A 19395-nucleotide genomic window follows, 5' to 3' on the forward strand; every position below is an offset into this window, starting at 1 on the left:
GTCGGCCATGCCGATGCCCTGCCGCACCCTCCTCGCCAGCCTCAGCCTGTGCAGCCTCGCCGCCTGCTCGGCGCTGGCGCCGGCCAAGCCCTTCCAGTTCGAGCACGAGGGCTTCGACAACGTCGGCACCTATTCGCGTGAGATACCCGCGCCGGCCGAGCGGGCCTGCGCCGCCGCCCAGCGCGCCCTGCTGAGCCAGGGTTATGTGGTGACCGCCGCCGCCACCCGCACCGACGTGGTGGCCCGCAAGAACTTCCAGCAGAACACCGAGCAGCATGTGGAGGTCGAATTCCATGTGGTCTGCACCCCCAACGCCGACGGCACCAGCACCGCCTTCGCCACTGCGCTGCAGGACACCTTCGCGCTGAAGAAGACCAACAACTCCGCCAGCCTGGGCGTGAGTGCGATCGGCTCGCTGTCGATGCCGATCAGCTCGATCAGCGACTCCATGGTGAAGGTGGCCAGCGCCACCATCCCGACGGTGAGCATGTACGACCGCTTCTTCACCCTGATGCAGCGCTACCTGACCGCCTTCGAGCAGGAGGACGTGTCGCGCAGCCGCAAGGCCGGGCCCCGGCCAGCCCACGCCAAGGCGGTCGAGGAGCCTGTCGAGCAGCCGCTGGTCGAGCCAGCGGCGGGTCCCTAAGGCGCCCCGTCGAGGGCGGCCACGGTCAGGACATCCGGCTCGCCACCGTAGAACTGGCGCAGCATCGCCGCGAACACCGGCAGCTGCGCCGCGACCGCCTGGAACAGCGTCATGCACGAACGCAGCTTGAGCTCATCCGGCGTGCCGAGGATCTCCAGCGCCGTCCTGTCGCCATGGCCCAGCAGCAGCGCGCTGCACTCCAGCAGCCGGGCGCCGAGCAGCGGATGCGCCAGATAAGCCAGCGCCTCCGCACGCCCGGCGATGCCGTAGTGCCGCGCCGTAGAACTGCGGCCCAGCGACTTCAGCTGCGGAAAGATGAACCACATCCAGTGGCTGCGCTTGTCGCCCGCCGCGAGTTCGGCGAGGACCTGCGCGTAGACAGGCGCCTGCGCGTCCACGAAACGTTGCAGTTGCCAGGGGTCCGATGGCATGGGGCTGATCCTTTCATTGCTGGTCTACCCGACGAGTGGTAGCAACTCAAGCTTTTTTGTTATTACGATTTTCTTGCCATCCACCCAAATCGTTCATACATTTTGAGCTTTCTGATCAAGTTCGATCGAGCCAAGAACGGCAGCAACATCGCCAAGCGCGGCTTGCCATTTGAACTCGCCGCAGACTTCGACTTCGACACCGCCTACGTTTGGCAGGACGATCGCAAGCCCTATCCCGAAAGCCGTTTTCTGGCGTTGGGCTATTTGAGGAACCGCTTGCACGTGCTCTGCTACACGCCAATCGATGGCGGGATACGAGTGATCAGTTTTCGCAAGGCCAACGAACGTGAAGGAGCAAGACATGGTTTCCCGCTTACCCGTGATTGACGACGACGGCGAAGTCGGCGATCTCTCCGAGGTCGACCCCTCCCTGTTCAAGCCGGCGCATGAGGTGTTGCCCCGCCAGCTGCAGGAAACGCTGGGCATGCGCCGGCGCGGCCCGCAGAAGTCTCCCACCAAGGTCGCCACCACCATCCGCATCGACGCGGATGTGCTGGAGGCCCTGAAAGCCACCGGGCGCGGCTGGCAGACACGTGCCAACGACCTGCTGCGCGCCGACATCGAGGCGGGGCGACTCTAGAAACCTGGGCAGCCTCAGCGGTTGACGAAACTCGCATTGCCCAGCCCCGTGCCCACCGTCAGCACCGCCCAGCGCCGCACGTCGGCCATATAGGGCAATTCGGACAGCCCCTGCACCACCGCGTCGTTGTGCATCAGCACCTGGAAGGGCTCGCCGCGCCACTTCGGCAGGCGCGACTCCAGGCCGCTGGGCATGTGGAAACGCTCGCTCTCCCAATTGCCGGGCAGGTTCTGGGCGCCGTCGGCAATCGAGCCGTCCGGGCAGATCAGGCCGGGGCAGGACACCCCCACGAAAGGCGCCAGCGCGATGCGCCTGCGCCGGGCCACCGCGATCAGGCGGTGCAGCATGCCGGCGATGCCTTCGAGGACATGTTCCCGCCGGGTGACACCGGCATCGTCGGCATGCTGCCATTTGTCGCGCTCGACCACCTCGGCGGCCGAATAGTCGGGCGCGCGCTTGCGGTGGGCGCGCACGATGCCGCAGCGCACATTGGTGCCGCCGATGTCCACCGCCAGCAGGGCGTCGCGGCCCTGCAGCAGGGCGGTCGGGATCACATGCACCCAGCCGACCAGGCCGCCTTCGTCGGGATGATGGTGCAGGGTGCGCAGGTAGGCGCCGACCTTCTCGCGCGCCAGCAGCTCGCCGGCGCGGCCGATGGCCAGGCGGCCCACGGCGCTGTCCTGGAAACCGCCGCCGACGACGATGCGTTCCACGCCGCGCCAGCCCTTTTGGCGCAGGAAGCGGCGGGCCACGTCGGCGAACTGCTGGGCGTAGTCTTCCACCGCCGCGCGCAGCACGGCCGCCGCCGGGCCGCCCTGGTGCAGCAGGGCGTCGAGACGGTCCTGCCGGATGTGCTGTGTGTGCTGACGGCCGAAGGGGTGGATGCCCATGGCGGCGAACTGCTCGCGCCAGGCCTGCAGGCAGGCGCTGAAGGCCTGGCGCCGCACCCGGTCGCCCAGGTGGCCGCCGCTGAGCGGGTCGGCCACTTCCAGGCTGTAGCCGGTGATGCGGGTGGCAGGCAGCTCCAGGCGGCCGTGCCAGAGGGGTTCGTCGAGATCGGGTTTCGGGGGCGATGGCATGCCGTCCATTAGGACCGCAGGCCGTGGCAATGCTGTTTCAAGCCGCTGCCGCAAGCACGCCGAAGCGCTGCGCCAGCCGCGACGGCCCGGCCGCCATGGCAAAGAAATCGTAGGCATCGCCGGGGCGGCTGGCGCAGAGGTATTGCTGGTGGAGTTCGTGCTGGTTCATGCGCTGGCGCTGCTGCGGGCCGGGCCGGTACAGGCTCAGGAAATGCGGAGAGCGCACCTGCGGATGGCCGGGCCGCGCAGCACGCAGGCCGGCGGCCGCCACCGGGTCCACGCCGCCGAAGCTGTAGGCATCGATCGGGTCGCTGAAGTCCACCCAGCAGAGATCGGCCGCCTCGGCCAGCGTCCGCAGTTCGTCCCGGAAGCGCCGCGCGGAGGGCAGGTTGGACAGCATGGGTGTGCAGTGGCCCAGCGTCAGCAGGCCGATGGCCGGGCCGTGGCGCATCAGGGCCGGATCCTGGCGGATCGCGCGGGCCATCACCGACACCGCCAGCGCCGTGCCCAGGCTGTGGCCGATCACCAGGATCTCGTCGTCCTCCCGCGCCTGGGCCTGGCGCACGAGGGCCGCGGCCATGCCGTCGAGCCGCTCGTCGAGTGCGGTGACACCCACGGTGCAGACCCGTGCGACAAAGCCGTAGCCGCGCAGGATCCAGCGGGTGTACCAATGCCGCCGCGCCCAGTAGGCCCACCAGCCGGCCGCCACCAGGCCGCCGGCCGCCAGCGCCGCGGGAATGCCCAGCGGATGCCCCTTCAGTCCGGCATGCGCCAGCGCGCCCACCGCCCAGAGCAGCGCCGCCGCGCCCGGCAGCAAGGTCATCACCAGGAAAAAAGGCGCGAACACGGTGATGAAACCCAGCCAGGTCTGGCCCAGCATCGTCCACAGCGCGCCGGTGCGCAGATAGAGCCAGGAGGTGCCCAGCAGATCGAAGAGCTGCGGCCAGAAGCCGCGCAACCAGTGCTCGCGCACGATGGCGTCCCAGCGCGGCAGGACGTAGCGGGTGTCGGTGACATGGCCGTGCTGCTCGTAGCGCACCGCCCAGGCCACGGTCTCTGCATCGACACGCTGACGGGCGCCGACCTCGATCGCGGCGCCGCTCATGGCCGCCTGCTGGCGCGCGCCCTCGCTGAAAAGACGGTGGTAGCGCCCGGGACTGTTGGGATCGAAGCCGCAGATATAGAAGACATGTCGCCGGGACACGGGTCGCTTGGGTGTCATGAGGGAAGTCGTGATTCGCAGGGTCCGGCGTCTGCGGGGCCGGGGCCTGTCCACAGAAGAGGCGTATTTATATCTCGCGCACTTACATGGAGGCTACAAAGCACCTCGCCCCAGGCGCTGCGCCAGCGTCAGCGGCCCGGCCACCATGGCGAAGAAATCGTAGGGGTCGCCGGCCCGGCTGGCGCAGAGGTATTGCTGGTGGATCTCGTGCTGGTTCATCGGCTCGCGCTGCTGCGGCCCCGGCTCGAACAGCCGGTCGAAGCGCGGCGACAGCAGCCGCGGATGCCCGGCGCGCGCCGTGGCCAGGCCCGCCACGGCGACGGGATCGACGGCGTGGAAGCTGTAGGGATCCAGCGCATCGGTGTAGTCGATCCAGCAGAGGTCCGGCGCCTGCGCCAGCAGCGCCAGCTCCGCACGGAAACCGGTGGCGCCCGGCAGGTTGGACAGCATGGGGGTGCAATGCCCCAGCGTCAGCAGGCCGATGGCCGGGCCATGGCCGAGCAGGCCGGGATCCTGCCGCAGCGCCCGCGCCAGCACCGATACCGCCATGGCCGTGCCCAGGCTGTGGCCGACGACGAGGATCTCGTCGTCTTCATTGGCCTGCGCCTGGCGGCAGACGGCATCGGCCATGGCGTCCAGCCGGCAGTCCAGCGCCGGCACACCAACACTGCCGACCCGGCCGGCGAAGCCGTAGCCGCGCAGGATCCAGCGGGTGTGCCAGTGGCGCCGTGCCCAGTAGCTCCACCAGGCGGCCACTGCCAGGCAGACCAGGGCCACGGCGACGGGCGGGGCCAGGGCCTGCCCGCTCCAGCCGGCATGCGCCAGCCAGCCCAGGCCGCCCAGCAGCATCAGCCAGACGGGCAGCAGGCTCATCACCAGGAAGAAGGGCGCGAAGAGCGTGATGAAGACCAGCCAGCTCTGCCGGTACATGCGCCACAGGGCGCCGGTGCGCAGGTACAGCCAGGAGGTGCGCAGCAGAGCCAGCAGCTGCGGCCAGAAGTCGCGGGTCCAGTGATCGCGCACCACGTCGTCCCAGCGGGGGAAGAGGTAATCCGTCTCCACCGCCTCGTCGGCCGCGCCGCCGTGACGCACCCGCCAGCCCACCGTCTGCCCGTCGCGTCGTTCACGCGGCCCGACCTGGATGGGCGCGCCTCCGAACACCTCCTGCTGGGCCGCGCCGTCGCCGAACAGGCGGTGGTAGCGGCCGGGTCCGTTGGGATCGAAACCGCAGACGTAGAAGACATGCCGACGGCGAACGCTGCGCGGGGTCGTCATGGGGCCGGAGGCTTCCTCTGGGACGGGGCGGCGGATCCTGCCGGGCCGCTCGGCCGCCAGGGTTGGAAGCCCTTTATACCTGTCGGCGAATTTTCTTGCTACACGTGTCCATTACGCTCCAGGCCTCGAAAGCGCCTCGGGCGGTCCTGCTGGCTCAGGCGGCTTGCGGCAAGGCTTGTTCGGCTGCGGCGTCCTGCTGGATCCGGGCGATGTGGCGGCAGGTATCGCAGTGGCCGCAGGGCGCGGCATGGGCCTCGGGCGCATGGCCCACGCCTTCTAGCAGCAGCTGCCAGCGGCAGCGGCCGGACTGGGCATAGTCCACCATCTGCTCCAGCGAGGCGCGGTCGCTGGCGCGTTTGTCGCGGTAGGACTGGAGCAGGCCATCGAGCAGGCGTTCGTCCGTGTCAGGCCTGAGCTTCTTCAGCACGCCTTGCCGGTCGAGCGACACCATCCTGTGCCGGCGCAGCAGGCTGGCGCACACCTTGAGTTTGGCCAGCGGCTTGCCGGTGGCCTCGGCCAGCGCGGGCAGGGTCCAGCCGCCGTCCGGCGCGGGCGACGACAGTCCATGCCACAGGGCCAGCAGATCGTCCTGCTCGGGGTAGCGCCCGGCCAGGAAAAACTGCTGCACCGCCCGGTCCTTGCGCAGGAAGAGCAGCGTGCAATCCGAGCGTTCGCCATCGCGGCCCGCCCTGCCCGTCTCCTGGTAATAAGCCTCCAGCGAGCCCGGCATCTGGTGGTGGATGACGAAGCGAATGTCCTGCTTGTCGATACCCAGCCCGAAGGCATTGGTGGCGACCACCACCCTCAACCCGCCCTCCCCGCTCTCCATGAAGGCCTGCTGCACCGCCTGCCGCTCGGCCGCCGGCAGCCGGCCGTGGTAGAGCCCGACGCCGGGCACGTCCGCGCAGCGCAGGGCCTCCACCACCGCCTCGGCCGCCCGCACCGTGGCGGCGTAGACCAGGCCGGTGCCCTGGCTCTCCCGCACCAGCGCCACAGTGCGCGCCATCCGGTCGACGCCGCTGGAGAGCGCCTCGACGGCATAGTCCAGGTTGGCCCGGTAGCTGCCGGTATCGACCATGCCGCTGGCGGGAATGGAGAGCTGCTTGCGGATGTCGTCCGCCACCGCGCCGGGCGCCGTGGCGGTCAGCGCCAGCACCGTCGGCTGGCCCAGGGCCTTGCGGGCGGCGGCGATCTCCAGGAAAGCCGGCCGGAAGTCATGGCCCCATTGCGAGATGCAATGCGCCTCGTCGACCACCATCAGCGAGACCGGCGCACCCTCCCGCACATGGCGCTGGAATTCCGGATCGGCCAGGCGTTCGGGTGTGGTCAGCACGATGCGCGCCGCGCCGCTGGCAATCGCCGCGAAGGCGGCCTGCAACGCCTCGCTGCCCAGCACGCTGTTGACCTGGAAGGCCGGTATGCCCAGTTCGTTCAGGGCCTGGCATTGGTCCTGCATGAGGGAGATCAGCGGCGACACCACCAGCGTCAGCCCCGGCAGCAGCATCGCCGGCAACTGGTAGCACAGCGACTTGCCGGCGCCGGTGGGCATCACCGCCAGGGTCGGCTTGCCGGCCAATACCCGGTCTATCACCTCGCGCTGGCCGGGGCGCAAGGACTTGAGTTTGAAGGTTTTGCGCAGCGTCGAGGCGATGCGGCTGGATTGGGCGGGTTCGGGGTGTTCGGGCATCCGAACAATGTGCCGAGCATGTGCCGGCCGCACCGGTCGTCCGGCGTCGGCTGTGCGTGTCGGCGGGAATCGGCCCGCTCGTGCAAGAAAGTGCCGACAGATCGAGAATCGGGATCCCCGCCTGCACGGAGTTCCCGTCCCATGTCCGCATCCACCGACCTCATCGCCGCATTCGCACCCCAAGGCCATCTTCGGGCCTCCATCAACCTGGGCAATCCCATCCTGGCCGGCCGCGACGGCGCGGGCCAGCCGGCCGGCGTGTCCATCGACCTGGCCCGCAACCTGGCCGCGCGGCTGGGGCTGGAGATCGAGCTGGTGGTGTTCGACACCGCCGGCAAGTCGGTCGCCGCCGTGAAGGCCGAGGATGCCGACGTGGGCTTCTTCGCCATCGATCCGCTGCGCGGCGAAGGCATCGACTTCACCGCCGCCTATGTGCTGATCGAAGGCGCGTACGCCGTGGCCGAGGCTTCGCCGCTGAAGGCCAACGAGGAAGTCGACCGCACCGGCCACCGGGTGGTGGTGGGCACGGGCAGCGCCTACGACCTGTACCTGAGCCGCGAGATCAAGGCCGCCGAACTGGTGCGCGCCGAAAGCTCGCAGGCGGTGGTCGACACCTTCATCGCGAACCGCTACGAGGTCGCAGCCGGCGTGCGCCAGCAACTCGAAGCCGACCTGCTGCGCCACCCCGGCTACCGGCTGCTGCCGGGCCGCTTCATGGTGATCCAGCAGGCCATGGGCCTGCCCAAGTCGCGCGGCGATGCGGCCACGCGGTACCTGCGCGCCTATGTGGAGGAGATGAAGGCTTCGGGCTTCGTGGCCCAGGCGCTGGCGCGGCACGGCATCCAGGGCGCCTCGGTGGCGCCCGCGGCCTGATCCTTCAGGCCGCAGGCGAGGGACGGACGCTGCGCCGGCGCACCAGCGCGGCGACCAGGCCGCCGCCGGCCAGCAGCAGGGCCGGGCTGTCCGGCTCGGGCACCGGCTCCAGTGCCGACACCGACACATTCGTCATGTGGAAGGCCGCCGGATCGTTGCGGAAGGAAAAGGCGATGTCGGTGGAGGCCGCGCTGGCCGTCACTTCGAACACATAGGGCGTGGCGCCGAAGGCAGCGGCATCCATCAGGTTGAGCACGCTGTTGCCGTTCCAGCTGACATTGACCGCATTGCCCGCCGAGCCCATGTTGGCCAGCAGGAAACTGAAGCTGTAGTGCATGCCCGCCACGGTGGGCAGGCTCTGCCGGATGCCGCGCGATGCGCCGTAGTGGCCGAAATAGGCGTAGTGGTAGCTGCTGGTGGCGTTCACGCCTTCGCTGTAGGTGGGGCCGAAGAGGGTCCAGCCGTCGAAGTTGCCGGTGCCGAAATCGCCGTTGGCCACCAGGTTGGAGGCCCCGTGGGCCGATGCCATCGCCAGACTGGCCGCCATCGCCGCGGCCGTCCTTGTCGCAAACAGAACCATGTCCATGTCTCCTGCTGTTACGCATGTCAATCGAAGCGTCGAGCGTGGGACGGACCATGGACACATGCAATAGGCGAGAGGCACGAACTGCCTGGTTCGCGGAGCCGATTGAAGAAGGACGTATATCGCGGCGTGCTGCGTTGGCGGGCTTCAGGACTGGGTCGGCGGCACCTGCACGGTGAGGCCTTCGAGGGCCTCGGTGAGCTGGATCTGGCAGCTGAGGCGGCTGCCGGGCCGGCGTTCGGCGGCGACGAAGTCGAGCATGGCTTCTTCCTCGCCATCGGGCGCCGGCAGGCGGGCGATGCAAGCCTCGGCCACATAGACATGGCAGGTGGCGCAGGAGCAGAGGCCGCCGCATTCGGCGTCGATGCCGCGCACATTGGCGCGGATGGCGGTTTCCATCAGGCTGGCGCCGGCCTCGGCCTCGACCGCGCGGGTGCTGCCGTCCTGGAGGATGAAGTGGATCGTGGGCATGGGCTCTAGAACATATCGAAGTATTCGCGGTGCTCCCACTCGGTCACCTCGAGGTTGAAACGCGCGATCTCGGCTTCCTTGATGTGGCAGAAGTAGTCGATGAAGGCTGGGCCCATCTGCTCGCGCAGCAGGGCGTCGGCGCGCAGGCAGGCCAGGGCCTCGCCGAGCGAGCGCGGCAGCGGCTCGGCGGGGCTTTCGTAGGGCGCGTCGGCCGAGGGGCCGGGGTCGATGCCCTTGCGCATGCCGTCGAGCCCGGCGAAGAGCTGCGAGGCCAGGTAGAGATAGGGGTTGGCGGTGGGCTCGCCGACCCGGTTCTCGATGCGGGTGGCGCTCTGGCCCGGTCCGCCCAGCACCCGCAGCATGGCGCCGCGGTTGTCGCGTGCCCACAGGGCGCGGTCAGGCGCCAGGGACATGGGTCGGTAGCGCCGGTAGCCGTTGATCGTGGGGCTGGCCAGCGCGGCCGCGCCGCAGGCATGGGCCTTCAGGCCGCCGAGGTAGCCCATGCCGATGGCGCTGAGGTCGGCGCCTTCGGCCTCGGGCATGAAGGCGTTCACACCGTCGCCCTTGCGGCGCAGCGACTGGTGCAGGTGCCAGCCGCTGGACATCACGTTGGGGATCTTCGGCCGGCACATGAAGGTGGCGTGGTAGCCGTGGCGCTGGCAGACCTGCTTGATGGCGCTGCGCAGCAGCACCATGGTGTCGGCCGGCAGCACGCCGGCCGTGGGGCCGAAGGTCAGTTCGAACTGGCTGGGGCCGAACTCGATCTCCAGCGAGCGCAGCGGCAGGCCGAGCGCCACCAGGTTGCTGCGCAGCAATTCCAGCAGCGGCTCGGCGCGGTCGTAGCGCAGCTCGGTGAGGTACTGGTAGCCGTGCGAGAGCAGCGAGACCTCGGGCGGCCGGCCGGGCTGGCCCGAATCGGCCAGGGCCAAACGTGCATCGTCGATCCTGAAGACATGGAATTCCACTTCCAGCCCGGCGATGAAGTCCAGCCCCAGCGCATCGAGCTGGCCCACCGCCCGCTGCAGGATCTGCCGCGTGGCGAAGGGGCAAGGCGCGCCGCTGGCCATGTAGGCATCGCAGAGCAGCCAGCCGGTGCGCGGCGACCAGGGCAGCACCTGGAAGGTGGCCGGGTCGGCCACCACGGTGAAATCGGCGCCGCCCTGGAAGCCCTCCATGGCGAAGCCGCCGCCCGCGCTGAAGACCGGGAACACGGTCTTGTGCGAGGTGTCCTTGGCCAGCAGGGTGGAGGTGAGGTTGACGCCGTCCCACAGCGCGGCCTTCGCCTCGACAGCGACCAGGGTCTTGCCGCGCAGAATGCCGTGCTGGTCGGGGAAGGCGAAGCGCACCGTGTCGATGTCGCCGCGCTCCAGGCGCTGGGCGAGTTCGCGCGCCTGGCGCTGCTGGTCCTCGGACCAGAGTCCGAAGCGGTTGACGAAACTGGCCATGGCCCGCCTCGCCTCAGGCGCCGAGCCGCGCGGCGGCCCAGCTGGATTTGACGCGCCGTTCGCGGTCGGCCGCGCGCCAGTAGGTCTCCGCTTCGGTGCCCTGCCCGGCCGTCTCGTTGACGCCGTCGATCGAGGGCGGCCCGGTCATCGCGGCGGCCTGATCGGCGGCGATCACCATCGGCACGGCCTGGCCCTGCTGCGTGGCCTCGATCGCCTTCACCAGCAGGCGGCGGAAGGCGACGATGCCCTTGTCGGTGCTGCCCAGGTGCTCGCGGGTGCGGTCCTGGATGGGGCCTTGCGATTCCACCGCCCACTGGTCGTGCACATTGATGTCCTCGCCCATGCCGGTATAGGTCTGGGTGAGCTGCTCCTGCACGTCGTAGCCGTAGTCGTTGCGCTTGTTGCGGCGCGAGGTGTAGTCGGGCAGTTCGTAGAGCTGCAGGCGCTGCTCGCGCATCTGCTGCTTGTCCACCGGTCCGGTGAAGCTGGTGAAGATGGCGTACCAGTAGCAATGGGTGTCGTCCACCGGCACATGCCATTGCGAGATCGTCATCTCCGAACTCATGGGGATGACGAAGGCCTGGGGGAAGACCACGTTGGTCACCCGCACATGGGTTTGTTCGTCGCTGACCTTGCGCAGCGTGGTCAGGCGCATGCCGTAGTCGGTGCCGGCCACCTGGATCTCGGGCAGGTCGAATTCGCGCAGCACCTTGGTGATCGGCAGGTCGGAATCGGCCGAGGCGCCGCGGAACTGCTTGCCGTAGCTCTCGGAGGTGTCCTCGTCCTCGAAGAAGCGGTGCAGGTAGGAGGCATGGGCCGGATCGATGCCCACCTCCAGCGCCTGCAGCCAGTTGCATTCGAACAGGCCCTTGAAGGCGAAGGTGTGCGTTCCCGGCGCGACGAAGCAGTCGAACTCCGGAAAGGCCGGCGGCTCGCCCTCGCCGATGTAGGCGAATATCACGCCGCTCTTCTCCACCACCGGATAGGCACCCTGGCGGATGCGGCTGCACAGCTTGCTGCCGGGCGGCTCGGCGGGGGTCTCCAGGCACTTGCCTTCGGCATCGAACAGCCAGCCGTGGAAGGCGCAGCGGATGCCGCCGTTCTCCAGCCGGCCGAAGGCCAGGTCGGCGCCGCGGTGCGGGCAGTCGCGGTCGAGCAGGCCGAGCTTGCCGGCCTCGTCGCGGAACAGCACGAAGTGCTGGCCCATGAGCTGCACCGGCCGCACCGGCCGCGGGCCCTGCAGTTCCTCGGAGATGGCCACCGGCTGCCAGTAGCGGCGCAGCAGCTGGCCGGCGGGCGTTCCGGCGCCCACGCGGGTCATGAAATCGTTCTGTTCGGCGCTGATCATCGCGGGCCTATCGATAAGTCTTCAAACACAGGTCAGGCGCATCAGACGATCACGCCGCCGTCCACCACGATCTCCTGGCCGGTGATGTTGCGGCCGCCCTCGCCCACCAGGAAACGCACGGTGGCGACCACGTCGGCCGTCTCGTTGGGCCGCTGCAGGGCCATGCCCATGGCCTGCACATAACGCTCCAGCACCACGGATTCGCTCACGCCCTCCTCCACCGCCTGGTCGGCCCAGCGCTGGCGCATGCGCTCCACCGCGATGGCGCCGGGCGCCACCACGTTGGCGGTGACGCCGTGCGCGCCCACCTCCAGCGCGGCGCTGCGGGTGAGGCCGCGCAAGGCCCACTTGGAGGTGGCGTAGCTGGCCCGGCCGGCGCGGCCGCGCATGCCGTGGGTGCCGCCGATGTTGACCACCCGGCCATAGCCCTGGCCGCACATCACCGGCAGCAGGCGCGACATGGTGAGGAAGGGGCCGCGCAGGTTGGTGGCCATCACCGCGTCGAAGTCGGTCAGCTGCAGCTGGCCGACGTTGTCGCCGAGCGGACCGGGGATGCCGGCGGCATTGACCAGCACATGCACCGCGCCGCCGGACCAGACGAGGAACTGCTCCAGCACGGCGCTCACAGAGTTCTCGTCGCACACGTCGGCCGTCAGCACGCAGGCCTCGCGGCCCAGGGCGCGTATGCGTTCGGCGGTGGCCTCCAGGGCCGCCGTGCGGCGGCCCAGCAGGCCGACGTTGCAGCCGTCCTCGGCCAGGGCGATGGCGATGTCGCGGCCGGTGCCGCTGCTGGCGCCGGTGACCAGGGCCACGGGGCGCAGGGGTTCGCTGGCGGGGGCGTTCATGCGGTCGCCTTGTCGGTGTCGAAATAACGGGCGCGGGCGTTGGCCTGGGCCTTGTAGATCGAGAAGCCCGAGCGCGAGGGGAAAGGCAGCTTGATGCGGTTGGGCTCGCAGCGCACCTCGCTGGTCGGCGGGCCGCTCAGCAGGCGCGAGTCGTACTCGCCCCAGTCCACGTCGTAGAAGAGCGGATAGGCGTCGGAGGCGGCGTACTCCAGGAACAGGATGCGGCGCTGGCGGCCCGAGCGGTTGGCGCCGGAGCCGTGCATCAGCATGGGATGGTGGATGGACACGGTGCCGGCTGTGCCGACCAGCGAGGCTGTGTTGGACAGATCGACCTTCTGCGCCGCGATGTCCACCGCGCCGATGAAGCCCTGCTCCGGGTCGTGGTGTTCGTAGAGCGGGCCGTCCTGGCTGCCGGGCAGCACCTGCATGGCGCCGTTCTCCAGCGACACGTCGTCGATCATCACCGAGGCCACGCAGGTCGACATATTGGTGTGCGGCGCGAAGGCCCAGTCCTGGTGCCACTCCAGCGGCGAGCCGGCGCGGGCGGCCTTCATGTTGATCTTGCTGTGGTTGAGCCGCACGTTCTCGCCGCAGATGCGCTGCACCAGCTCGAAGATGGCCGGGGTGCGGGCCAGCTGGAAGTAGAGCGGGTCGATGTTGTGCGGCTTCTTGATGCGCTGGACCAGGGGCGTCTGGGCGTTGTGGCCGGCCTCGAAGTCGAACATGGCGTTGTCCTCGGTCTGGCTGCGGCCCTGTTCGGCGATGCGGTCGGTGGTGGCCTGCAGTTGGCGCAGCTCCTCGGCGCTGAGTGCGTCGGGCAGCAGCACATAGCCGTTCTGGCGGTACTGGGCGTGGAGGTCTTCGATGGAAGGGTTCATGGTGCTTGGGCTTTGTCCGTGTTCGGTGGAAGGATCAGGCGGGCAGGCGGTCATCCACCGGCAGGTCGGTGACCACCATGTGCGCCTTGTGGTGGGTGATGCAGAGCGGCAGGCGGGCCTGCAGGGCGGCCATCTGCGCGGTGGCGCCGCAGGCCCAGAAGACCGGCAGTTCGTCCTCGTGCAGCTGCGTCAGGCCGTGGCCGCCGTAGCTTTGCGACAGGTCCTCGATGCCGATCAGGCCGGGCGCGCCCAGGTGAATCGGCTGGCCGTGGAACTGCGGGAAGTGCTGCGAGACGGTGATGGCGCGGATCGCATCGGCCGCGCGCAGCGCGCGCATGGACACCACCAGCGGGCCGCCGAAGGGGCCGGCCGGTTTCGTCTGCACCGCAGTGACGTACATGGCCGAGACATTGCCCTCGTCCAGATGGCGCAGCCGCACGCCATGGGCCTGCAGCACCGCCTCGAAGGAGAAGGAACAGCCGAGCACGAAGGCGACCAGGTCCTCGCGCCATTCGCCGGCGATGTCGCGCGGTGTATCCACCAGCTCGCCGTCGCGGAACACCATGTAGCCGCCCACGTCGGTGCGCAGGTCCAGGTCGGCCGCGATGGCGCGGATGCGCGGCGAGCCCGGCTCGCCCCGGCCGATCAGCGGCAGGGCCTGCGGGTTGAGCCGGCAGTACTCGGCGAAGTCGTCGGCATAGGCCGCCGGCACGATCATCAGGTTGCCCTGCACATGGCCGCGCGCCAGCGCATTGGTATAGCCCCGCCAGGCGCCGCTGCGGATGGCGGCCCGCACGGCGGCGGGCGATTGGGTGTCGAAGTCCGGCATGGCGGTCATGGCGCGGAGAACGCCACGGTGACGGTGAACTCGTGCTCCGGATTGCCCGGCCAGGAATCCGCCGGGAAGGCCGGGTACTTGCCGCCGCGCACGATCACCAGCGCCTGCTTGTCGAGGATGGGCGAGCCGGAGGTCTTCTCCAGCTCGGCCGTCTTCAGCGAGCCGTCGCGGGTGAGCACGAAGCGGACCACGCTGGAGCCTTCGGGCCGCATACGCCGGGCGTCGCCCGAGGTCGGGTATTCGGTGATGCCGCGGATGTAGCCCTTGAGGCGTCCGAGGTAGCCGTTCTCCTGCGCCACGATGGCGGCGGCCGAGGGTGCCGCCGGCGCGGCGGGTGCCGGCGGCGTGGGTGCGGGCGGCACCGGCGCGGGTGGCGTCGGGGCCGGTGGTGTGGGCGGCGGTGGCGGCACCGGTGCGGGCGCCGGGGATGGCGAAGGCACGGGCGCGGGCGCCGGTGCCGGCGGGCGCGGCGGTGGCGGCGGTGCCTTGGGCGGCGGTGGCGGAGGGGGCGGCGGCGGCGGCTTGGGTGCGGGCGGCGGCGGCTCGTCCGCAGCCTGCAGGGTGATCACCGGCGGGTCTTGGGGCGGTGGCGGCGCGGGCGCGATGCTGGCATGCGGCATCAACGCCGCGGCCAGCAGGGCCGCCGCGGTGCCGGCCACGGCGATGCCGGCCGAAATCCGCTCGTAGGGGTCTCTTCTGTTCACGGCAGGCACTCAGGGGGCGCGCTTGGTCACGATGGACGCGGCCGGCATGCCGGCGGACTTGAGCTGGTCGAGCACGTCGACCAGGTTCTGCAGCTTCGAACTGCCGTCGCCCGCGATGATCACCTTGGCCTGGCGGCTGCCGGCCAGGGCCTTGAGCTTCGTCGCCACCTGGTCCATGGGCGTGGCCTGGCCGTCGACATAGACGGCGCCGCCCTGGTCCACGGTGAGGGTGATGCGCAGCGGCTCGTCCTTGATCGGGTCGGGCTGGGCCGAGCCCGGCAGGGCCACGTTCAGGCCCAGCGCCGGCAGCACGTTGGTGCTGATGAGTACGAAGAAGACCAGCAGGAACATCATCACGTCGATCATCGGAATGATCTCGATGCGGGCCTTGCGCTGCTTGCGTTGGGGAAAGGATCTCATCGCCGGGCCCTGCTCACTTGGTCGTCTCGAGCAGGAAGCTCTTGAAGTCCTCGGTGATGCATTCGCCCAGGCGGTGCAGCACGTTGTGGCCGATCAGGCCGTAGAGCGCGGTGCCGATGCCGATGGCGGTGGCGAACAGCGCCGAGCCGATGCCCCGGCTGACGGCCGAGGGGTCCGACACCCCGCCGGCCGACAGCGCATGGAAGGTGTCCATGATCCCCAGGATCGTGCCCAGCAGCCCCAGCAGCGGGGCCGCCGTGACGATGGTGTCGAGGATCCACAGGCCGCGGTTGACCGCGCCGTCCACCCGCAGGAAAAGGGCCGAAGACAGGTCCTCGATGCGGCTGCGGGCGATGCTGCCGCCGCGCTGGGCATCCACGTACTCCTGCATGCAGGTGGTCAGCAGATCCTTGCCGGCCGGCAGCACCGGCGTGGGCTCGGCGGCGTTGAGCTTCATCGCCTTCTCGATCGAATTCGCGATACGGCCCCGGCTGCGCAGCAGGTAGAGGTAGTAGACGAAGCGCTCGATGATGACGAGCGTCAGCAGCACCACGCTCGCGTACAGCGTGTTGATCGAGATCGCATGGAGGGTGTCTTGGCTGATCATGGGGAAGCGGGGTTCAGAAGGCGGCGGAGAACGTCAACATGACGGCGAGCGGGTTGGCGATGAGGTAGCTGGGCGCGCTGGCGGCGATGGTCGAACCGTTGGTGCCGGTGGTCGCCTTGGCGTTGGTGGTGGCGCTGTAGACACCCGAGAGGTACTTCACGTTGCCCACGTTCATGATGTTCAGGCGCAGCTCGGGCTTCCTGATGCCGTTGAAGGACGCGAAGCGGTAGCCGACGGCCACGTCGCCGGTGACGTATGAGGGGATCTTCTCGTCGTTCATGAAGGTCGAGTACTGCTCGCCGACGTACTTGATGCCCACGTTGGCGAACCAGCGGCCCACGTCGTAGTCCACCGCCACGGCGGCCTGCACCTTGGGTGCGCGCACCGCGTTCTTGCCGGTGGTGGGCAGGTAGTCGCCGGCCACCGCGATGTCGCTGTCGATGCGGGTGTGCAGCAGCTCCAGCGAGGCGTAGGGGCGGAAGTGGTTGATGGGGCGCAGGCCGGCTTCGAAGTCCACGCCGGTGCCCGACTGCTTGCCGCCGTCGATCGGGGTGGTGACGCAGCCCGGATCGCACACCGCGGCCGAGATCTGGCGGTTCTTGAACTGGTAGTGGAACAGGGTGCTCGACAGGCTCACCAGCTCGTCCTGGTAGCGGTAGCCGGCTTCGACGGTGGTGGAGGTTTCCGAAGGCTGGTTCGGGTTGGCCGCGGTGGTCAGGGCGCCGGTGCTGGCGCTGTAGCGCGGGTAGAGCGAACCCTCGGGCAGGATGCGGTAGCCCTTGCTCAGGCTGGCGAAGACGCTGTTGCGGTCGTCGAACTTGTAGCGCGCGGCCAGGGACGGCAGGAAGGGGTTGTGTTTGGCCTCGTTGTAGGTGATGGGGCTGGGCACTTCGTTGTAGCCCTCGCGCTTCAGGAACATCTGCTTGCCGCCGATGTCGAAGGCCAGCTTGTCGCCCATCAGGTTGATGGTGTCGCCGATGAAGATCGAGCCGAACTTGTCCTTGGTGTGCTGGTACCACTGGTTGACCACGGCACCGCTGGTGGTGCGGATCAGGTTGGTCTCGCCGCTGGCGTCGGCCGGGGTGCCGTCGGCGTTGACGGTGCTGTAGGGGCGATAGAGCTTGTCCACCGAATACTGGTACCAGACCCCCGCGGTGAGGGTGTGGTTGTCGAGCTGGTAGGTGCCCTTCAAGGTGCCGCCGACGCGGGTGTTGCGCTCGGGAATCGGGTTGTAGAAGATGACGTTGCGGTCGGTGGTGGTGCCGTTGTTGTTCAGGTCCACCGCGTTGACGGTGTTGCCGTAGCCCACCGAGTTCTCGTTGAGCACGCTGGCCGAGCCCGATGCGCCGTAGCCGTAGAACAGGTAGGGCGTGAAGTTGAGGGCCAGCTTGTCGTTGACCTTGATGTCGGTCGGCAGCGAGACCAGCAGGTTCTCCCAGGGGTTGGACAGCAGCTTGTAGTAGCTGGTGTCGCCGGCGGTATAGGTGCTGGAGTAGTTGGTGGCCGCGCCCTTGACGCCGCCCGCGTTCCACTGCGCGAGCGTCGGGTTCTTGTAGGTGTCGCGGTCGATCTTGGTATAGGTCAGGGCCAGCTTGGTGCGGCTGCCGCCGCCCCACTCCTGCACCGCGCCGAGGGCGAAGTGGTCGCGGGTGTCGCTGCCGGGGCCGCGGAAGTGGTCGGCGTCGATGTGCGAGAAGGAGGCGAAGGCACGCAGGCCGGTCTGGCCGATCTCGCCGGTCTCGCCGCGCACGAAGACCCGCTTGGCATTGTTGGAGCCGCCGGACACGCTGATCAGGCCGCCGCGTTCCTTCGAGGGGTTGTGCAGGTAGATGTCGACCACGCCGCCGCTGGCGTTGACATCCGGGCTGCTCAGGTCGGCCGAGCCCTGGGTGAGCGAGACGATGTCGGTGTTCTCGGTGTCGATCCACTGGCCCGGGAAGGCCGACCAGTTGGAGGACACGCTCATCGGCATGCCTTCGAAGTGAAAGCCCAGCTGGCCGCCTTCGAGGCCGCGCACCGAGATCACGCCCTGGTTGATGCCCCAGGCATCGCCCGCGGCCGCGGTGGCGCCGGGTGCGTACTTCAGGATCTGGAACACGTCGGCCGAGCCCTGCTGCTTCTGGATGAAGTCGCTGGTCACCGAGCTCTTGGACTTGGCGCCGCTCTCGTCGATCATCAGGCCGCCGCCCAGCTCCTTGCCGGTCACGCCGGTGGCGGACGGGCCGTCGTCGGGCGAACGTGCGGGGCCGTCGGCGACGCCAGTGGCGTTCACGCTGCCGATGTCGGTGGTCTTGGCGGCGGTCTGCGCCTGGACGAAACCCGGAAGCGCCGCGGAGGCGACCAGGCAGGTGACGAGGAGTTCAGTTTTCACATTGCGCTTTCTGTGCTGCTGAAAACGTTGAGGTGGTGTGGGGTCCTTGCGGAGCCCGGCGTGGGTTTGTGGAGAACTTGCCAGCGCAATTTATCGAGAGGGGGCGTTGCCCAGAATTGCTTTTTTCGTCCGCGCTCGTTGCGTTGACGGCTACATGCCGTCGGACACCGCCTACAAGGCTTCATCGGGCTGCGACGAGGGCGAAAAGCCCGGTTTTCGCCCCGCGCGGTGCCATAAGCGGAACGCGCGGCGCACAAAACGGCAACGCCCGATGGGCGGTCGTGGCGGGCAAAACAACAGCCTTAGAGTTCTGCCCCATGTTCGCGGCACCCGTTCCGAGGGTGCCCGACTTGCCATTTATCCGCAGCTACATTAAATTCATGCGCTACACCTGCGATCCGGCCAAGCTGGCAGCCAACGTTGCCAAGCACGGGATCTGGTTCACCGCCGCGGAGGACTTCGACTGGGAGACCGCCGTCGTCGAAGTCGTACATCGCAACGGTGAAGCCCGCCTGATGGCGCTGGGCCTGATCGGCGAGCGGGTACACGTCATGGTCGTCACCTTGCGCGAGACCTGCGTGCGAATCATCAGCCTGCGCAAGGCCAGCAAGAAGGAGGTTCGGTTCTATGCAGAAACTCAAGACTAGGAGCGGCAGGACCATCGTGCTGCCGACGGACGAGGAAGATCGGCAGATCAACGCGGGCATCGCCGCCGACCCCGACACCGAAGAGCTGGGCGAGGACTTCTTCAAAAGGGCGCGTCCGGCACGGGAAGTTCTGCCCGCCGCCGTCTTCGAACAGCTCGTGGCCCTCAAACGACCGCGCGGCCGGCCGGTGGGCAGCGTCTCGCCCAACACCAAGAAGCTGGTGTCGATACGGCTGGATCCCGAGGTGATCGCCGCCGCCCGCGCCAGCGGCGAAGGCTGGCAGACACGGGTCAACGAGATCCTGCGCCGCGAGTTCCTGAAGGCCTGAAAAAAAACGGGGCCCCGCGCTGCCGCAGGGCCCCGAATCACACCCCCCGGTGCGCAG

22 protein-coding genes are annotated in these 19395 nt (G+C 68.9%); 6 read left to right on the forward strand and 16 right to left on the reverse strand.

The window, feature by feature from the left end; all coding sequences use genetic code 11:
* Positions 1–7: 7 nt before the first annotated feature.
* A complete protein-coding gene (locus tag GT347_RS06260) occupies positions 8–646 on the forward strand; it encodes a DUF2242 domain-containing protein (RefSeq protein ID WP_160551143.1) in 639 nt (212 codons plus the stop codon).
* On the opposite strand, the gene GT347_RS06265 is transcribed toward GT347_RS06260, so the two are convergent.
* The gene (locus GT347_RS06265; RefSeq protein WP_160551144.1) at positions 643–1077 is read right to left on the reverse strand and encodes a DUF1810 domain-containing protein; all 435 of its coding nucleotides are present in this window, start codon (positions 1075–1077) and stop codon (positions 643–645) included. The genes GT347_RS06260 and GT347_RS06265 overlap by 4 nt on opposite strands.
* A 102-nt stretch (positions 1078–1179) precedes the next feature.
* On the opposite strand from GT347_RS06265, the gene GT347_RS06270 reads away from it, so the two are divergent.
* Together GT347_RS06270 and GT347_RS06275 are read left to right on the forward strand one after the other, a co-directional pair.
* Complete coding sequence (locus GT347_RS06270) at positions 1180–1464, forward strand: BrnT family toxin (RefSeq protein WP_160551145.1); 285 nt, start codon at positions 1180–1182, stop codon at positions 1462–1464.
* Entirely contained in the window at positions 1457–1717 is a 261-nt protein-coding gene (locus GT347_RS06275) for a BrnA antitoxin family protein (RefSeq protein ID WP_229722744.1), read from the forward strand. The genes GT347_RS06270 and GT347_RS06275 overlap by 8 nt, the downstream gene beginning before the upstream one ends.
* A gap of 14 nt (positions 1718–1731) precedes the next feature.
* Here GT347_RS06275 and GT347_RS06280 read toward each other — a convergent pair whose 3' ends face one another.
* From GT347_RS06280 to GT347_RS06295, 4 genes are all read right to left on the reverse strand, one after another.
* Complete coding sequence (locus tag GT347_RS06280) at positions 1732–2796, reverse strand: ROK family protein (protein WP_160551147.1); 1065 nt, start codon at positions 2794–2796, stop codon at positions 1732–1734.
* Between the two features lie 37 nt (positions 2797–2833).
* Positions 2834–4000: a hypothetical protein gene (locus GT347_RS06285; RefSeq protein WP_160551148.1), complete on the reverse strand. Its 1167-nt coding sequence runs from the start codon at positions 3998–4000 to the stop codon at positions 2834–2836.
* 111 nt (positions 4001–4111) lie between these two features.
* Entirely contained in the window at positions 4112–5293 is a 1182-nt protein-coding gene (locus GT347_RS06290) for a hypothetical protein (protein WP_160551149.1), read from the reverse strand.
* A 154-nt stretch (positions 5294–5447) separates the two neighbouring features.
* Positions 5448–6980, reverse strand: a complete 1533-nt coding sequence (locus tag GT347_RS06295; RefSeq protein WP_160551150.1) for a RecQ family ATP-dependent DNA helicase — start codon at positions 6978–6980, stop codon at positions 5448–5450.
* Positions 6981–7121: 141 nt separating this feature from the next.
* Between GT347_RS06295 and GT347_RS06300 the strand changes: the two genes are divergently transcribed.
* Positions 7122–7853: an ABC transporter substrate-binding protein gene (locus tag GT347_RS06300; RefSeq protein WP_160551151.1), complete on the forward strand. Its 732-nt coding sequence runs from the start codon at positions 7122–7124 to the stop codon at positions 7851–7853.
* A 4-nt stretch (positions 7854–7857) separates the two neighbouring features.
* Here the strand turns inward: GT347_RS06300 and GT347_RS06305 are convergent, their stop codons facing one another.
* From GT347_RS06305 to GT347_RS06355, 11 genes are all read right to left on the reverse strand, one after another.
* The gene (locus GT347_RS06305; protein WP_229722746.1) at positions 7858–8400 is read right to left on the reverse strand and encodes a PEP-CTERM sorting domain-containing protein; all 543 of its coding nucleotides are present in this window, start codon (positions 8398–8400) and stop codon (positions 7858–7860) included.
* A gap of 183 nt (positions 8401–8583) precedes the next feature.
* On the reverse strand, positions 8584–8907 hold the full coding sequence (locus GT347_RS06310) for a 2Fe-2S iron-sulfur cluster-binding protein (protein ID WP_160551153.1): 324 nt from the start codon (positions 8905–8907) through the stop codon (positions 8584–8586).
* Between the two features lie 5 nt (positions 8908–8912).
* Positions 8913–10352: a glutamine synthetase family protein gene (locus GT347_RS06315; protein ID WP_160551154.1), complete on the reverse strand. Its 1440-nt coding sequence runs from the start codon at positions 10350–10352 to the stop codon at positions 8913–8915.
* A 13-nt stretch (positions 10353–10365) separates the two neighbouring features.
* Positions 10366–11700 carry an aromatic ring-hydroxylating dioxygenase subunit alpha gene (locus tag GT347_RS06320; RefSeq protein ID WP_160551155.1) on the reverse strand — a complete coding sequence of 445 codons (1335 nt, stop codon included), beginning with the start codon at positions 11698–11700 and terminating at the stop codon, positions 10366–10368.
* A gap of 41 nt (positions 11701–11741) precedes the next feature.
* The gene (locus GT347_RS06325) at positions 11742–12545 is read right to left on the reverse strand and encodes an SDR family NAD(P)-dependent oxidoreductase (RefSeq protein WP_160551156.1); all 804 of its coding nucleotides are present in this window, start codon (positions 12543–12545) and stop codon (positions 11742–11744) included.
* Complete coding sequence (locus tag GT347_RS06330; protein WP_160551157.1) at positions 12542–13423, reverse strand: phytanoyl-CoA dioxygenase family protein; 882 nt, start codon at positions 13421–13423, stop codon at positions 12542–12544. Before GT347_RS06330 ends, GT347_RS06325 begins: the two co-directional genes overlap by 4 nt.
* A gap of 34 nt (positions 13424–13457) precedes the next feature.
* Positions 13458–14261: a putative hydro-lyase gene (locus tag GT347_RS06335; protein ID WP_160551158.1), complete on the reverse strand. Its 804-nt coding sequence runs from the start codon at positions 14259–14261 to the stop codon at positions 13458–13460.
* Positions 14258–14965, reverse strand: a complete 708-nt coding sequence (locus tag GT347_RS06340; protein WP_160551159.1) for an energy transducer TonB — start codon at positions 14963–14965, stop codon at positions 14258–14260. Before GT347_RS06340 ends, GT347_RS06335 begins: the two co-directional genes overlap by 4 nt.
* A 9-nt stretch (positions 14966–14974) precedes the next feature.
* Positions 14975–15385 (reverse strand): ExbD/TolR family protein, encoded by a 411-nt coding sequence (locus tag GT347_RS06345; RefSeq protein WP_160551160.1) that lies wholly within the window; start codon positions 15383–15385, stop codon positions 14975–14977.
* A gap of 13 nt (positions 15386–15398) precedes the next feature.
* Complete coding sequence (locus tag GT347_RS06350) at positions 15399–15992, reverse strand: MotA/TolQ/ExbB proton channel family protein (RefSeq protein WP_160551161.1); 594 nt, start codon at positions 15990–15992, stop codon at positions 15399–15401.
* 13 nt (positions 15993–16005) lie between these two features.
* Entirely contained in the window at positions 16006–18363 is a 2358-nt protein-coding gene (locus GT347_RS06355; RefSeq protein ID WP_160551162.1) for a TonB-dependent receptor, read from the reverse strand.
* A 317-nt stretch (positions 18364–18680) separates the two neighbouring features.
* Between GT347_RS06355 and GT347_RS06360 the strand changes: the two genes are divergently transcribed.
* Positions 18681–19010 (forward strand): BrnT family toxin, encoded by a 330-nt coding sequence (locus tag GT347_RS06360; protein WP_229722747.1) that lies wholly within the window; start codon positions 18681–18683, stop codon positions 19008–19010.
* On the forward strand, positions 18991–19338 hold the full coding sequence (locus GT347_RS06365) for a BrnA antitoxin family protein (RefSeq protein ID WP_160551163.1): 348 nt from the start codon (positions 18991–18993) through the stop codon (positions 19336–19338). Before GT347_RS06360 ends, GT347_RS06365 begins: the two co-directional genes overlap by 20 nt.
* The last annotated feature ends 57 nt before the right edge of the window (positions 19339–19395 follow it).

This window comes from Xylophilus rhododendri (assembly GCF_009906855.1).
GTDB classification, from domain to species: domain Bacteria; phylum Pseudomonadota; class Gammaproteobacteria; order Burkholderiales; family Burkholderiaceae_C; genus Xylophilus; species Xylophilus rhododendri.

Bases quoted from the DNA above. Each gene is read 5' to 3' on its own strand.
- GT347_RS06260 (WP_160551143.1), top strand. From the start codon at position 8: ATGCCGATGCCCTGCCGCACCCTCCTCGCCAGCCTCAGCCTGTGCAGC.
- GT347_RS06265 (WP_160551144.1), bottom strand. From the start codon at position 1,077: ATGCCATCGGACCCCTGGCAACTGCAACGTTTCGTGGACGCGCAGGCG.
- GT347_RS06280 (WP_160551147.1), bottom strand. From the start codon at position 2,796: ATGCCATCGCCCCCGAAACCCGATCTCGACGAACCCCTCTGGCACGGC.
- GT347_RS06290 (WP_160551149.1), bottom strand. From the start codon at position 5,293: ATGACGACCCCGCGCAGCGTTCGCCGTCGGCATGTCTTCTACGTCTGC.
- GT347_RS06295 (WP_160551150.1), bottom strand. From the start codon at position 6,980: ATGCCCGAACACCCCGAACCCGCCCAATCCAGCCGCATCGCCTCGACG.
- GT347_RS06300 (WP_160551151.1), top strand. From the start codon at position 7,122: ATGTCCGCATCCACCGACCTCATCGCCGCATTCGCACCCCAAGGCCAT.
- GT347_RS06305 (WP_229722746.1), bottom strand. From the start codon at position 8,400: ATGGCGGCCAGTCTGGCGATGGCATCGGCCCACGGGGCCTCCAACCTG.
- GT347_RS06310 (WP_160551153.1), bottom strand. From the start codon at position 8,907: ATGCCCACGATCCACTTCATCCTCCAGGACGGCAGCACCCGCGCGGTC.
- GT347_RS06315 (WP_160551154.1), bottom strand. From the start codon at position 10,352: ATGGCCAGTTTCGTCAACCGCTTCGGACTCTGGTCCGAGGACCAGCAG.
- GT347_RS06320 (WP_160551155.1), bottom strand. From the start codon at position 11,700: ATGATCAGCGCCGAACAGAACGATTTCATGACCCGCGTGGGCGCCGGA.
- GT347_RS06325 (WP_160551156.1), bottom strand. From the start codon at position 12,545: ATGAACGCCCCCGCCAGCGAACCCCTGCGCCCCGTGGCCCTGGTCACC.
- GT347_RS06330 (WP_160551157.1), bottom strand. From the start codon at position 13,423: ATGAACCCTTCCATCGAAGACCTCCACGCCCAGTACCGCCAGAACGGC.
- GT347_RS06335 (WP_160551158.1), bottom strand. From the start codon at position 14,261: ATGACCGCCATGCCGGACTTCGACACCCAATCGCCCGCCGCCGTGCGG.
- GT347_RS06345 (WP_160551160.1), bottom strand. From the start codon at position 15,385: ATGAGATCCTTTCCCCAACGCAAGCAGCGCAAGGCCCGCATCGAGATC.
- GT347_RS06350 (WP_160551161.1), bottom strand. From the start codon at position 15,992: ATGATCAGCCAAGACACCCTCCATGCGATCTCGATCAACACGCTGTAC.
- GT347_RS06360 (WP_229722747.1), top strand. From the start codon at position 18,681: ATGTTCGCGGCACCCGTTCCGAGGGTGCCCGACTTGCCATTTATCCGC.
- GT347_RS06365 (WP_160551163.1), top strand. From the start codon at position 18,991: ATGCAGAAACTCAAGACTAGGAGCGGCAGGACCATCGTGCTGCCGACG.